This window comes from Micromonospora sp. WMMD1274 (assembly GCF_049179035.1).
GTDB lineage: Bacteria > Actinomycetota > Actinomycetes > Mycobacteriales > Micromonosporaceae > Micromonospora > Micromonospora tulbaghiae.
In genome coordinates, this window is the sequence record NZ_JBMHMG010000001.1 from 5,254,056 (window position 1) to 5,266,450 (window position 12,395).

Annotated in this window: 10 protein-coding genes, 1 pseudogene and 2 riboswitches; of the genes and pseudogenes, 9 read left to right on the forward strand and 2 right to left on the reverse strand. The window is 74.9% G+C overall.

Annotated features, from left to right (window positions below):
• Positions 1-20 precede the first annotated feature (20 nt).
• A complete protein-coding gene (locus tag ACN27D_RS24965; RefSeq protein WP_350815052.1) occupies positions 21-659 on the reverse strand; it encodes a response regulator transcription factor in 639 nt (212 codons plus the stop codon).
• The gene (locus ACN27D_RS24970; protein ID WP_421500123.1) at positions 656-1,876 is read right to left on the reverse strand and encodes a sensor histidine kinase; all 1,221 of its coding nucleotides are present in this window, start codon (positions 1,874-1,876) and stop codon (positions 656-658) included. The genes ACN27D_RS24965 and ACN27D_RS24970 overlap by 4 nt, the downstream gene beginning before the upstream one ends.
• A gap of 124 nt (positions 1,877-2,000) precedes the next feature.
• On the opposite strand from ACN27D_RS24970, the gene ACN27D_RS24975 reads away from it, so the two are divergent.
• The 9 genes and pseudogenes from ACN27D_RS24975 to ACN27D_RS25015 all read left to right on the forward strand — a co-directional run bounded on the left by ACN27D_RS24975 (position 2,001) and on the right by ACN27D_RS25015 (position 12,284).
• A complete protein-coding gene (locus tag ACN27D_RS24975; RefSeq protein WP_421500124.1) occupies positions 2,001-3,140 on the forward strand; it encodes an ABC transporter permease in 1,140 nt (379 codons plus the stop codon).
• Entirely contained in the window at positions 3,137-3,820 is a 684-nt protein-coding gene (locus ACN27D_RS24980; RefSeq protein WP_120570878.1) for an ABC transporter ATP-binding protein, read from the forward strand. The genes ACN27D_RS24975 and ACN27D_RS24980 overlap by 4 nt, the downstream gene beginning before the upstream one ends.
• A 155-nt stretch (positions 3,821-3,975) precedes the next feature.
• A riboswitch (cobalamin riboswitch) is annotated at positions 3,976-4,139 on the forward strand.
• A 46-nt stretch (positions 4,140-4,185) separates the two neighbouring features.
• Positions 4,186-5,280: a peptidase gene (locus tag ACN27D_RS24985; protein WP_421500125.1), complete on the forward strand. Its 1,095-nt coding sequence runs from the start codon at positions 4,186-4,188 to the stop codon at positions 5,278-5,280.
• 35 nt (positions 5,281-5,315) lie between these two features.
• Positions 5,316-5,801 carry a hypothetical protein gene (locus ACN27D_RS24990; protein WP_121683348.1) on the forward strand — a complete coding sequence of 162 codons (486 nt, stop codon included), beginning with the start codon at positions 5,316-5,318 and terminating at the stop codon, positions 5,799-5,801.
• Positions 5,802-5,892: 91 nt separating this feature from the next.
• Positions 5,893-6,009, forward strand: a riboswitch (cobalamin riboswitch).
• A gap of 138 nt (positions 6,010-6,147) precedes the next feature.
• Positions 6,148-7,603 (forward strand): annotated as a pseudogene (locus tag ACN27D_RS24995) (prenyltransferase/squalene oxidase repeat-containing protein).
• Positions 7,600-8,511 carry a hypothetical protein gene (locus ACN27D_RS25000; RefSeq protein WP_421500126.1) on the forward strand — a complete coding sequence of 304 codons (912 nt, stop codon included), beginning with the start codon at positions 7,600-7,602 and terminating at the stop codon, positions 8,509-8,511. Before ACN27D_RS24995 ends, ACN27D_RS25000 begins: the two are co-directional and overlap by 4 nt.
• Positions 8,504-9,745 (forward strand): energy-coupling factor transporter transmembrane protein EcfT, encoded by a 1,242-nt coding sequence (locus ACN27D_RS25005; protein WP_421500127.1) that lies wholly within the window; start codon positions 8,504-8,506, stop codon positions 9,743-9,745. Before ACN27D_RS25000 ends, ACN27D_RS25005 begins: the two co-directional genes overlap by 8 nt.
• Complete coding sequence (locus tag ACN27D_RS25010) at positions 9,742-11,373, forward strand: ABC transporter ATP-binding protein (protein ID WP_421500128.1); 1,632 nt, start codon at positions 9,742-9,744, stop codon at positions 11,371-11,373. The genes ACN27D_RS25005 and ACN27D_RS25010 overlap by 4 nt, the downstream gene beginning before the upstream one ends.
• A complete protein-coding gene (locus ACN27D_RS25015) occupies positions 11,370-12,284 on the forward strand; it encodes an ECF transporter S component (protein ID WP_421500129.1) in 915 nt (304 codons plus the stop codon). Before ACN27D_RS25010 ends, ACN27D_RS25015 begins: the two co-directional genes overlap by 4 nt.
• Positions 12,285-12,395: the final 111 nt, after the last annotated feature.

A 12,395-nucleotide genomic window follows, 5' to 3' on the forward strand; every position in this document is an offset into this window, starting at 1 on the left:
GGCGACCGTCGGACACCCGGTCAGCGGCGGATGAGGCCGAGGTCGGTGGCGGTGGCGACGGCGGCGGTGCGAGAGTCGACGCCGAGTTTGGCGTAGATGCGGGCCAGGTGGGACTTGACCGTGCCCTCGGTCAGGTAGAGGCGGGCGCCGATGGCCTGGTTGGACAGACCGTCCGCGACCAGCGCGATGACCTCGGTCTCCCGTCGGGTCAGGGCGGTGCCCGGCGTACGCAGGCGGTTCATCAGCCGGTCCGCGACGGCGGGCGCCAGCGTGGTGCGTCCGGCGGCGGCGGTGCGGACGGCGGCGGCCAGGTCCTCGGGTGGGGCGTCCTTGAGGAGGTAGCCGGTGGCGCCGGCCTCGATGGCGGGCAGGGTGTCGGCGTCGGAGTCGTAGGTGGTGACGATCAGCACGCGCGGCGCTCCCGGGCGGGCGGTGATCCGGGCGGTGGCTTCGGCGCCGCCCATGCCCTTGCCGAACTGGAGGTCCATCAGCACGACGTCTATGTCGCCTTCGGCGGCGCGGGTGACGGCGTCCTCGGCGGTGGCGGCCTCGGCCACGACGACGAGGCCGGGTTCGGTTTCCAGCACGGCGCGCAGCCCGGCCCGTACGACGGGGTGGTCGTCGGCCAGGAGGAGGCGGATGGGGGCGTCGTCGGTCACGGGCGGCCCTCGGGCTCGGTCTCGGTGGGTTGGGTGAGGGGAAGCCGGGCGGTCAGGGCGGTGCCGTGACCGGGCGCGGACTCGACGGCCAGGGTGCCGCCGAGGGTGTCCATGCGGGCACGCATGGCCGCCAGGCCGAAGCCGCCGCTGTCGGCGTCGGGGGCGGACGTCCGTTCGGGGTCGAAGCCGCGCCCGTCGTCGACGACGTGCAGGGCGACGTGGTCGCCGAGATTGCTGAGGGTGACCTCGGCGGTGGTGGCCCGGGCGTGCCGGACCGTGTTCGCGAGGGCGGACTGGGCGACACGCAGGAGAGCCACCTCCTGGGCGGTCGACAGCGGCACGGGATCGCCGCCGAGGCGGAAGCGCGCGGTGAGGCGGTGGCGGGCGCTGGTGGTGGTGCACAGGCGCTCCAGTGCACCGGCCAGGGTGGTGCCCTCCAGGGCGGGCGGGGTGAGTGCGGCGACGAAGCGCCGGGCCTCGGCGAGGTTGTCCACGGCGACCTGGCGGGCCGCGTCGACGTGGCCCGCGGCGGCGTCGGTCCGGCCGGGCAGGGCGCGCTCGGCGGCGCGCAACAGCAGTTGGATGCTGGACAGGCCCTGGGCGAGGGTGTCGTGGATCTCGCGGGCCAGACGCTCGCGTTCGGCGAGTACGCCGGCGGTATGCTGGGCCCGGGCCAGGTCGGCCCGGGTGGCGGTGAGTTCCTCGATCAGTTGCCTGCGCTGCTCGCTCTCCCGGTACAGGGCCTGGTATCCCCACACCACCCCGACGGCGACGGCGGCGCCGAGCGCGGGACCGATCGCCACGGCCGGGGTGAAGGAGCCGGCGTGGGCGGCGAACCCGGCGACGGCAGCCGCGGCGGTGGCGATCACGGCGGCCAGGCCGGCGCGGCGCGGCAGCAGGTGGAGCTGGAGGAAGTACAGTGGAAAGGCCACCCAGATCGCGTCGGGGGACAGGCCCAGCAGCAACAGCCACACGGCGCCCACGGCGGCCAGCCACCACGCGGCGGTCCGCCGCGAGCGGCGGATGCGGGGAAGGAACGGCCCGGCGGCGTACGTCAGGCCGAACGCCGCCGCAGCAGCGACGATCAGTCCGGCGTGGGGCCGGTCGACGGCCACCGCCCGGCCGGCGGCCAGGACGAGCAGGCCGGCGATCAGCAGGTGAAGGCACCAGGCCAGGGCCCGGATGGTCGGCGTCAGGACGGGGGCAGCGGTGCTCACAGTGCGTCCCACGTTACCGAGGCAGGCGGCCCGGGGGCCTCTATCGAAAGTTAGAACCCGGGTGCCGTCTTCCGGCCCGCGAAGTGCCGTCCTACGCCAGACGCGCACACGGGCGTCGGCAGCGATGGTGGATCCATACCGCTTCCACCGCTGGAAAGGACAGGCCGAGGCCGTGTTCGTCGCCTGGAGAGATCTGAAGTTCGCCAAGGGGCGCTTTGCCCTGATGGGGACCGTCATCGTGTTGATCACCCTGCTGGTCGGGCTGCTGTCCGGGTTGACGGCCGGACTGGGCCAGCAGAACGTCTCGGCCATCACCGGCCTGCCCGCCGACAGGATCGCCTTCCAGGCACCCGGCGACGGCCAGAGTGTGTCGTACTCCAACTCCACGGTCACCGAGAAGCAGTGGGAGCAGTGGGCCGAGGCTCCCGGAGTCACCGGTGCCGAGCCGCTGGGCATCACCACCACCAAGGCCACCGCCGGGGACAGAAGCGCCGGGGTCTCCGCCTTCGGCGTCCGGCCCGGCTCCCGCCTGGCCCCCGACAGCGGCAGGATCGACGGGCGCTCGGCAGTGCTGTCCACCAAGGCCGCCGACGACCTCGGCGTGCAGGCCGGTGACTCGATCACGCTGGCCGCGCAGCAACTCACAGTGGCTGCAGTACGGGGCGACGCCTCCTTCAGCCACACCCCTGTGGTGTGGACCAGCTTGGACGCGTGGCAGCGGATCGCGCCTCCCACCGGCACCGGTGGCGGTGGCCCGACGGCCACCGTCGTCGCCCTGACCACCACCTCGGGGGCCGATCTGGCGGCCATCGACCGGCAGGCGGGCACCGAGACGGTCTCCGTCGACGACTCGCTGTCCGCGATCGGCTCCTACACCTCCGAGAACGGCTCCCTACAGTTGATGCGCGGCTTCCTGTTCGCCATCTCCGCCCTGGTCATCGGTGCCTTCTTCACCGTCTGGACCATCCAGCGCAGCGGTGACGTCGCCGTGCTGAAGGCACTCGGCGCCTCCACCGCCAACCTTCTCAAGGACGCCCTCGGACAGGCCGTCGTCCTGCTCACCGGCGGCACCCTGCTCGGCACCGGCATCGCCGCCGCCCTCGGCGCCCTCGTCGCCGGGTCCGCGGTGCCGTTCCTCCTGACCCCGGTGACCGTCCTGCTCCCCGCGGCCGTGATCGTCATTCTCGGCGCGCTCGGAGCCGCTCTGTCCATCCGCCGCATCACCTCCGTCGACCCGCTGACCGCCCTGGGGAGCGCCCGATGAGCCTGAACCTGACCGACGTCACCCTCACCTACCCCGACGGCGAGGGCCGCCTGACCGCCCTCGACCGCGTCACCCTGGACGTACCCAAGGGCAGCCTGACCGCCGTGATCGGCCCTTCCGGCTCCGGCAAGTCCAGCCTCCTCGCGGTCGCCGCCACCCTCATCACCCCCGACTCCGGCACCGTCACCGTCGACGGCACCCCCACCACCGGCATGATCAGGAGCGAACTCGCCGACCTGCGCCGCCGCAGGATCGGCATCGTCTTCCAGCAGCCCAACCTGCTGCCCTCCCTCACCGCCGCCGAGCAGCTCCAGGTCATGGCCCACATCGACGGCCGCCCGCCGGCCACGGCCCGCACCCGCGCCATGGAACTCCTCGACGCGGTCGGCCTCGCCGGCCAGGCCGACCGCCGGCCCCACCAGCTCTCCGGCGGCCAGCGCCAGCGCGTCAACATCGCCCGCGCCCTGATGAACGACCCCACCGTGCTGCTCGTCGACGAACCCACCAGCGCCCTCGACCACGAACGCGGCGCCGCCGTCATCGACCTGATCACCCGCCTCACCCACCAGCAGGCCACCGCCACCGTCCTGGTCACCCACGACCGCACGCTCCTCACCGCCGCCGACCAGATCGCCGAGGTCCACGACGGCCGCCTCCACCTTCCGGCACCGGCCCGCTGAAGCGGCGCGACCCACGAGCTGTCCGGCCCGCAGCAGCAACCCGGCGTACGCCGGGACGCCGGCCCGTCCCCGGCCGGCGGGAACGCGGTCGCGGCCGACGGAATGTGAGACCGCCGACTCCGCCGCTCGTCACGGCACGTGTGCGGCTCCTGGCGCATTGACACCGGGGCTACGGCCACATAAGACTGTCGCGACAACTGAATCACCGCGTGTACGTGCGGGGGAAGACCGGTCGAAATCCGGCGCTGGCCCGCAACGGTAGGCCGTCCAGTGAACTCTGGCGGCGAGCCCGAATACCCGTCGTACGCGTGAATCCGCTCCCCACCCGTCGTGGCCCACGGGTCGGAGTCCCGACCGACCCGGCGTTGCCGCATCGGCCGGGCTTTCGACGACCGCCGGGCCGGAAAGGCGCTTCCGATGGTCGTCCGCCGAAGCCGGCACCGCCTGCTCGCGCTCCTCTGCGGCGTGCTCGCCGCCTCATCCTCACCACACCGGCCGTCGCCGCACCCGAGCGCGCCGCCCTCACCCGCCCCGAGGCCGCCGCCGGCTGGCTCGCCCGGCAACTGGTCGACGGGGAACGCTTCGAGGCGGTCTTCGACGGCGTCGCCTACCCCGACCAGGGGCTGACCCTCGACGCCGTGTTCGCCTTCGCCGCCGCGGGCGCCGCCGACGACTACAGCGCCGACGCGCTGGCCTGGGTCACCCGGCCGGACATCCGCGACGGATACGTCGGCGACGGCGTCGCCGAGGCGTACGCGGGCGCGACAGCCAAGCTCGCCCTCGCCGTGCAGGTGCGCGGCGGCGACCCGGCCGACGTCGGCGGGGTCGACCTGATCGCCCGGCTGCGCTCGCTCCAGACGCCGGCCGGCCGGTTCAGCGACCGGTCCGCGTACGGCGACTACAGCAACGCGTTCAGCCAGTCCTTCGCGCTGCTGGCGCTGGACCGCACAGCGGCCGGGGCGCCACCGGCGGCGGCCGCCTGGCTGGCCGGCACCCGATGCCCGGACGGCGGCTACCCGCTGCTGCCCGCGCAACCGGTCTGCGTGTCCGACGTGGACGCGACCGCGCTCGCGACGCAGGCGCTGCGCGCCGCGGGGCGTCCGGCCGACGCCGCCGCCGGGCTGCGCTGGCTCGTGTCCGTCCAAGGTGCCGACGGCGGCTTCGCCAACGCCGCCGGCACGCCGAACGCCAACAGCACCGGCCTCGCCGCGCAGGCCCTGCGCGACGGCAGCCGGCCCCTGGCCTGGGCGCGCGCCCGGGCGTTCCTCGCCGGACTCCAGGTCGGCTGCGCCGGGGCGCCGGCGGACCGGGGCGCTGTCGACTTCGACGGCGGCGGCTTCGACCCGGCCACCGCACCGCGGGCCACCGCCCAGGCCGTCCTCGGTCTCACCGGGACCGGGTACGCCCGCCTGTCCGCCGCCGGTGCCGAACCCGGCGCGCCGGCGCTCGCCTGCCCGTGAACCCCCTCGCCGCTCACCCGATCACAGGAGGACCCGTGTTCCGTCACCGTTCCACAGTCCGCACCTGGCTGGCCGGCCTGCTGGCCGCCGCCGTGGCGGGCGTCGCGCTGACCGCCGCCGAACCCGCGCCCCGGGCGGCGCACGCCGCCGCCTGCGTCGGCACCTCGGGAGTCACAGTGGTCGTCGACTTCGCCGCGCTCGGCGGCGGCGTCCAGGTCGGATGTGCCCCGGGTGACCCGGCCACCGGCCTGGCCGCGCTGCAGGCCGCCGGCTTCACAGTCACCGGCACCGCCCGCTGGGGCCTGGCCTTCGTCTGCCGGATCAACGGCAAGCCCACCGCCGCGACCGAGCCGTGCGTCAACACCCCGCCGGTCACGGCGTACTGGTCGTACTGGCACGCCCCCAGCGGCGGCTCCTGGTCCTACAGCACGTCCGGGGCGACCAGCTACAACCCCGCGCCGGGCAGTGTCGAGGGCTGGTCCTTCGGCGCCGGCGCCCCGCCGAGCATCGCCGCTCCCTAGGTGTGACCAGCGGCGCACCGGGTGCCGGCCGCTGCTCTGGCGTCGTCGCGCGCCCGGGCGGTACGGTGTCGGCACCCGGTGCGCCGGGCACACAACTGCATACGTCCCGTGTGGGGGGAAGCCGGTTCGAAGCCGGCGCTGACCCGCAACCGTGAGCGAGAGTGCCTTCTCGCGAGCCGGAATGCCCCGCCCGGGACGAGCGGCTTCCACTGTCGAGGTCTACAGGGTGAAGTCCGGGCCGCCGAGGTCCGACCACCCCCGCTCACCGCAGCACGCGGAGCGGGGTGTCCGTTTCTCGGGGTGCTTTCCGGAGGTTTCACCGACCGCTCTGCGAAAGGCACCCCTGATGCCCCTGTCCCGGCGTCTCACCACCGGTCTCGGTATAGCCACGGTCACGGACCCTCGCCGCGATCACCGGCGCCCCTCTGACCGTTGTCGCGGCACCCGCCCCGGCCCACGTCACAGCCGCCCGCGACGCCGCGGCCTGGCTGGCCGGCGAGTTCACCGACGGTACGCTGCCCGGCCCGTTCACCCCCGAGGACTGGGGGCTGACCATCGACGGCCTGGTCGCACTGTCCGCCACCGGCGTGGACGCGCCCACCCGGCAGGCGGCAACCGCGCAGGCCGCCAAGCACGTGCGCTCCTACAACAGCTACGACGACTGGGGCATCGAGGGCTTCACCGACGGCGGGGCCACCGCGAAACTGCTCTACGCCGCCTCCGCCGCCGGCGCCGACCCCACCGACTTCGGCGGCTACGACCTGCGGGCGGAAACCCTGTCGCTGATCGCCGGCGCCGACGCCGGGCACCAGCGGGGACGGATCACCAGCCGCACCACCGCCGACAGCGGCCCGGACGCCAGCAACACCTTCGACCAGTCGTTCGCCGTGCTCGGCCTGGCCCGCAGCGGCGACCTACCGCAGGAAACTGTGGACTTCCTGCTCCGGCAGCAGTGCGCGGCCGGTGGCTTCCGGCTCTACCCGGACACCGCCGACGGGCCGTCCTCCTCCTGCGACGAGCAGCCCGGCGCCACCCTCGATGTCGACTCGACCGCGATGGCCGTGCAGGCGTTGCTGGCCGCCGCCGAGGACGGCGCCACCGGTGCCGGCGACGCCGCGCGCAAGGGCGCCGACTGGCTGGTGGCCCAGCAGCACGCCGACGGCTCCTTCGGCGGTTCGGGACCGACCACCGGTGCGAACTCCAACAGCACCGGCCTGGCCGGGCAGGCCCTCGCCGCCGCCGGACGCGACGACGACGCCGCCCGGGCCGCGAAGGCCCTGGCCGCGCTGCAGCTCACCGCGGGCGACGGCGGGGCCGCCTCGGCCGACGCCGGCGCGATCGCCTACAACACCGACGGACTCACGGCGGCCACGGCGGGCGGGATCACCGACACCGACCGTGACCAGTGGCGCCGCGCCACCGCGCAGGCCCTGCTCGGGCTGGCCCAGGTTCCGCTGGGCCGGATCGGCCTCGACACGCCGCCCACATCGACTCCCACCCCGACCGGCACGGCCTCGCCCACCGCGCCCGCCACGCCCACCGCGTCTCCCACGCTCACCACGTCGCCTCCGCCGACCGGCACCGCCGGCCCGACGCCGAGCGTGACCAGCCCTCCGGCGACACCCGCGCCCACGACCGCGGCGCCGACCACCGCCGCTCCGCCGATCACGACCCCGGCCGCGTCAGGGCTGGGCGGGCTGCCGACCACCGGCGCGGCGATCGGCAGCTATCTGCTGATCGCGCTGCTGCTGATCGGTGGCGGAGTGACACTGCTCGTGCTCGGCCGACGGCGGGCGGGATGAGCCTCCGTGCCGCCCGCGGCGGGCTGGTCGTCGCCCTGGTCACCGCAGGCACAACGATCGGACCGGGCAGTCCTGCGGTGGCCGCCGGGTCGGCCGGCTACTGCCCGGACGCCTCCGGGGTCACAGTCGTGGTGGACTTCAACGAACTCGGCGGCGGAACGGTGGTGCGCTGCGCGCCGGGCACCCAGGCCACCGGCCTCGCGGCGCTCAAGAACGCGGGCTTCCCGATCACCGGCACGCTGCGCTGGGGCGAGGGGTTCATCTGCCGGATCGACGGCAAGCCGTCGGCCGCGACGGAGAAGTGCGTCGACACGCCGCCTGCGAGCGCGTACTGGTCGTACTGGCACGCGCCGAACGGCGGCAGCTGGACGTACAGCGACAAGGGTGCGCTCAACCGCAAGCCGGCGGCCGGCAGCTTCGAGGGCTGGTCGTTCTCGCTCAACCGCAACGCCAACGACGCGCCTCGTCCCGGCGCCGCGCCGAAACGACCCGCGCCGCCGCCCTCTCCGCCACCGGCCCCTCCGCCGCCGCCACCCGCGGGCGGCGGGCCGGCGGTGCCACCACCGGCGGGCGGAACCGTCGTGGCGCCGCCGGTCGGCGGTGGCCGGCCCGGTGAGCCCACCCGGCCGGCCGGCACCGCCGGCCCGCCGGCCTCCGTCAGCCCGCCGGCCTCCGCCGGCACGTCACCGACGGCCGGTACGCCGACCCTGGCGGCGACGCCGGGTGCCGCCACCAGCACGGCACCGCAGGGCTCCTCCGACGAGCCCGTGGTGACCGATGTCGCCGCGTCCCGTGACGACGACGGCCTGCCACTGGGCACGATCGCCGGGGTTCTGCTGCTCGCCGTGCTCGCCACCGGCGCGCTGGTCGCGGCCCGGCGGCGGCGTGCCGCCGGCCCGGATGACTGACGCCGCGGTCACCGGGTCGCCGGCCGCTGACGCCGGTCGTCTGCCGGGCCGGTGGTCGGTGTGGTGGCTGCCCCGGGGGCTGCATCCGGGCGCATGGTGGCTGTGGGCGCTCGGCTTGGCGACCGCGGCCAGCCACACCACGAATCCGCTGCCCCTCGCCCTGCTCGTCGCGGTCGCCGGGCTGGTGGTGGTGCGCCGTCGCGGCGACGCCCCGTGGGCTCTGGCGTTCCGCATGTACGTCTGGCTCGGTGTGGTGATCGTCGCGATGCGAGTGGTGTTCCGGATCGTGTTCGGCGGCGGCCAGGGCGAGCACATCCTGGTCCGGTTGCCGGAGATCCCGCTGCCCGCGTGGGCGGCGGGCATCCGCCTGTTCGGACCGGTCGCCGTCGAGCAGATCCTCGGCGGCTTCTACGACGGGCTGCGGCTGGCGACGATGCTGATCTGCCTCGGTGCGGCGAACGCCCTGGCCAACCCGAAGCGGCTGCTCAAGGCCGTACCCGGAGCGCTGTACGCGGTCGGTACCGCCGTCGTGGTCGCGTTGTCGGTCGCCCCGCAACTGGTGGAGAGCGTGCTCCGGGTCCGCCGGGCCCGTCGGCTGCGTGGCGCGACCGGGCGGGGGATGCGGGCGTTGCGCGGGATCGCCCTGCCGGTGCTGGCCGACGCGCTGGACCGGTCCCTGGCCCTCGCGGCGGCGATGGACTCCCGTGGTTACGGCCGCACCGCTTCGGTGGCCGCCGGGCAGCGGACCGTCACCGGCGGGCTCGTCCTCGGCGGGCTGGTCGGCGTCTGCGCCGGCACCTACGGGCTGCTCGACAGCGCCGGACCCGGCTACCTGGGGCTGCCGATGCTTCTGGCCGGACTGGCGGCCGCCGTGACCGGCATGCTGCTGGCCGGTCGCCGGGTCCGCCGCAGCCGCTACCGGCCGGACCGCTGGCACCCGGCCGAGCTGATCGTGGCCGGCTGCGGGGTGGCCGCCGCGGCGCTGACCATGCTCGCCGGCTCGGTGGACCCGGAACTGCTCTACCCGCCGGTCAGCCCGCTCACCTGGCCGCAGCTGACCCCGCTGATGCTTCTCGCCGTCGGCGTCGCCGCGGCGCCGGCCTGGCTGGCACCACCACCGCCCGTGGTGCGGGTCCATCGCCCGCCGGCGGTGGACCCGCCCGTCCCCCTGCCGAAGACACCGGCGGACGGAGAACGCGTCGCGACGACACAGTCACCGGGAGATCGCCGATGATCACTTTCGACCGGGTCACCGTCCACTACGCCGAGGGCGGCCCGCCGCCGCTGCGGGACTTGACACTGCACATCGACGAGGGTGAACTCTGCCTGGTCGCCGGCCGTACCGGCGCCGGAAAGTCGACGCTGCTGCGGGCAATCAACGGCCTCGTCCCGCACTTCACCGGCGGCACCCTGCACGGCACCGTCACCGTCGACGGCCGGGACACCCGTACGCACCCGCCGCGTGACCTCGCCGACGTCGTCGGCGTGGTCGGCCAGGACCCGCTGGCCGGCTTCGTCACCGACACCGTCGAGGAGGAACTGGCGTACGGGATGGAGCAGCTCGCCCTGCCGCCGGCGGTGATGCGCAAGCGGGTGGAGGAGACCCTGGACCTGCTCGGCATCGCCGACCTGCGGGACCGGCCCCTGCGGACGCTGTCCGGCGGACAGCAGCAGCGGGTCGCCATCGGCGCGGTGCTCACCGCGCACCCCCGGGTGCTGGTGCTCGACGAACCCACCTCCGCGCTGGACCCCACCGCGGCGGAGGACGTGCTCGCCACGGTCACCCGTCTGGTCCACGACCTCGGGGTGACCGTGGTCCTGGCCGAGCACCGGCTGGAGCGCGTGCTCCAGTACGCCGACCGGCTGCTGTACCTGCCCGGCGACGGCCACGTGCACGACGGCACGCCCGCGACGGCGCTGGCCCACGTCGACATCGCGCCACCCCTGATCGAGTTGGGCCGCCTCGCCGGCTGGACACCGCTGCCGCTGTCGGTCCGCGACGCCCGCCGACGGGCGTCCGACCTGCGGCACCGGCTCGCCGACGCGGATCCGCCACCGGCCCCGGTGGTCGCGGACACCCGTCCCACGCTGACCGCCCGGAAGATCGTCGTACGGTACCCGGGGACCGTCGCGGTGGCCGGCGTCGACCTCGACCTGCGAGCCGGCGAGATCGTCGCGTTGATGGGCCGCAACGGATCCGGCAAGTCCAGCCTGCTCTGGGCGGTGCAGGGCAGCGGGCCCCGCCACGGCGGCACCGTCGCCGTGACCGGTCCGCAGGGCACCGCCGACCCCAGGGCACTGCGGGCCGGGCAGGCCCGCCGCCAAGTCGGCCTCGTCCCGCAGAACTCCGGCGACCTGCTCTACCTGGAGACCGTCGACGCGGAGTGCGCCCAGGCCGACCGGGAGACCGACGTGCCGGCCGGCACCTGCCGGGCACTGTTGGACCAGCTCGTCCCCGGCCTGCCCGGTGACCGGCACCCCCGGGACCTGTCCGAGGGACAGCGGCTCGCCCTCGCGCTCGCCGTGCAGCTCACCGCCGCTCCGCCGGTGGTCCTGCTGGACGAGCCGACCCGCGGCCTGGACTACCACGCCAAGCGGCAGTTCAGCGCCGTCGTCCGGATGCTGGCCGGCGACGGCCGGGCCGTGGTGGTCGCCACCCACGACGTCGAACTCGTCGCGACCCTCGCCGACCGGGTGGTGGTGATGGCCGAGGGGGAGACGGTCTCCGACGGCACCACCGCCGAGGTCATGCTCGCCTCCCCGGCATTCGCGCCGCAGGTGGCCAAGGTCCTGGCCCCCGCACCCTGGCTGACAGTGGAACAGGTCGCCGCCGCGATCAGCGCGACCGGGGGACCGGCATGAGCGTGCTGCGGGTCGCCCCGCGTTCCGCAGCGGTGCTGACTCTCGCCTCGGCCGCCGCGCTGGCCACCTTCACCTGGCCCTTCTTCGTCCCCGCGAACCCGGAGAGCACCGCCCGAACCGCCGAGGCGCCGCTGGTCTTCCTCGTCATGCTGCCGGTGCTCGTGGCGCTCACCCTCGCCGAACTCACCTCCGGCGGCATCGACAGCAAAGCCCTCGCGATGCTCGGCGTACTCGCTGCCGTCAACGCCGCCCTGCGGCCCCTGGGCGCGGGAACCGCGGGCATCGAGACGGTGTTCTTCCTGCTCGTCCTCGCCGGCCGGGTCTTCGGACCCGGGTTCGGATTCCTGCTCGGCGCCACGTCGCTGTTCGCGTCCGCACTGCTCACCGCGGGCGTCGGACCGTGGCTGCCGTTCCAGATGCTCTGCGCCTCCTGGATCGGCCTCGGCGCCGGCCTGCTCCCGGCCCGGCTGCGCGGGCGGGCCGAGACCGCCGTCCTGGCCGGCTACGGCGTGCTCGCCGCCTACGGCTACGGCCTGCTGATGAACCTGTGGTTCTGGCCGTTCAGCGTCGGCGCGGACACCCAGCTGTCGTACGTCGCCGGCGCGCCCGTACTGGAGAACCTGCACCGCCTCGCCCTGTTCACCGCCGTCACCTCCACCTTCGGCTGGGACACCGGCCGGGCGATCACCACCGCCGTGGCGATCGTCCTCGCCGGTCCAGCCGTCCTGGCGGCGCTGCGCCGCGCCGCCCGGCGGGCCGCATTCGGCGCTCCGGTCACCTTCGCCGCGCCCGAATCCGCCACGCCCGGGGCGGGTGGTGAGCAGGTGACCATGCCCGGCATCAAGCCGACATCCTCGCAGGCGGCGGAGGAGGTCAGCTCATCGCAGACCCCGCGACCGCCCGTCAGATGATCGGTGACGCGTTTCGCTACCGGGCAGCGCTGCCGCCCGAATGAACGACGGGTGGGCGCAGGTCAGCGACGCCCCCGGCAGGTTGGCCTGACCGTGCGCTTCGGCGCACTG

Bases quoted from the DNA above. Each gene is read 5' to 3' on its own strand.
- ACN27D_RS24975 (WP_421500124.1), top strand. From the start codon at position 2,001: ATGGTGGATCCATACCGCTTCCACCGCTGGAAAGGACAGGCCGAGGCC.
- ACN27D_RS25005 (WP_421500127.1), top strand. From the start codon at position 8,504: ATGACTGACGCCGCGGTCACCGGGTCGCCGGCCGCTGACGCCGGTCGT.
- ACN27D_RS25010 (WP_421500128.1), top strand. From the start codon at position 9,742: ATGATCACTTTCGACCGGGTCACCGTCCACTACGCCGAGGGCGGCCCG.
- ACN27D_RS25000 (WP_421500126.1), top strand. From the start codon at position 7,600: ATGAGCCTCCGTGCCGCCCGCGGCGGGCTGGTCGTCGCCCTGGTCACC.
- ACN27D_RS24980 (WP_120570878.1), top strand. From the start codon at position 3,137: ATGAGCCTGAACCTGACCGACGTCACCCTCACCTACCCCGACGGCGAG.
- ACN27D_RS25015 (WP_421500129.1), top strand. From the start codon at position 11,370: ATGAGCGTGCTGCGGGTCGCCCCGCGTTCCGCAGCGGTGCTGACTCTC.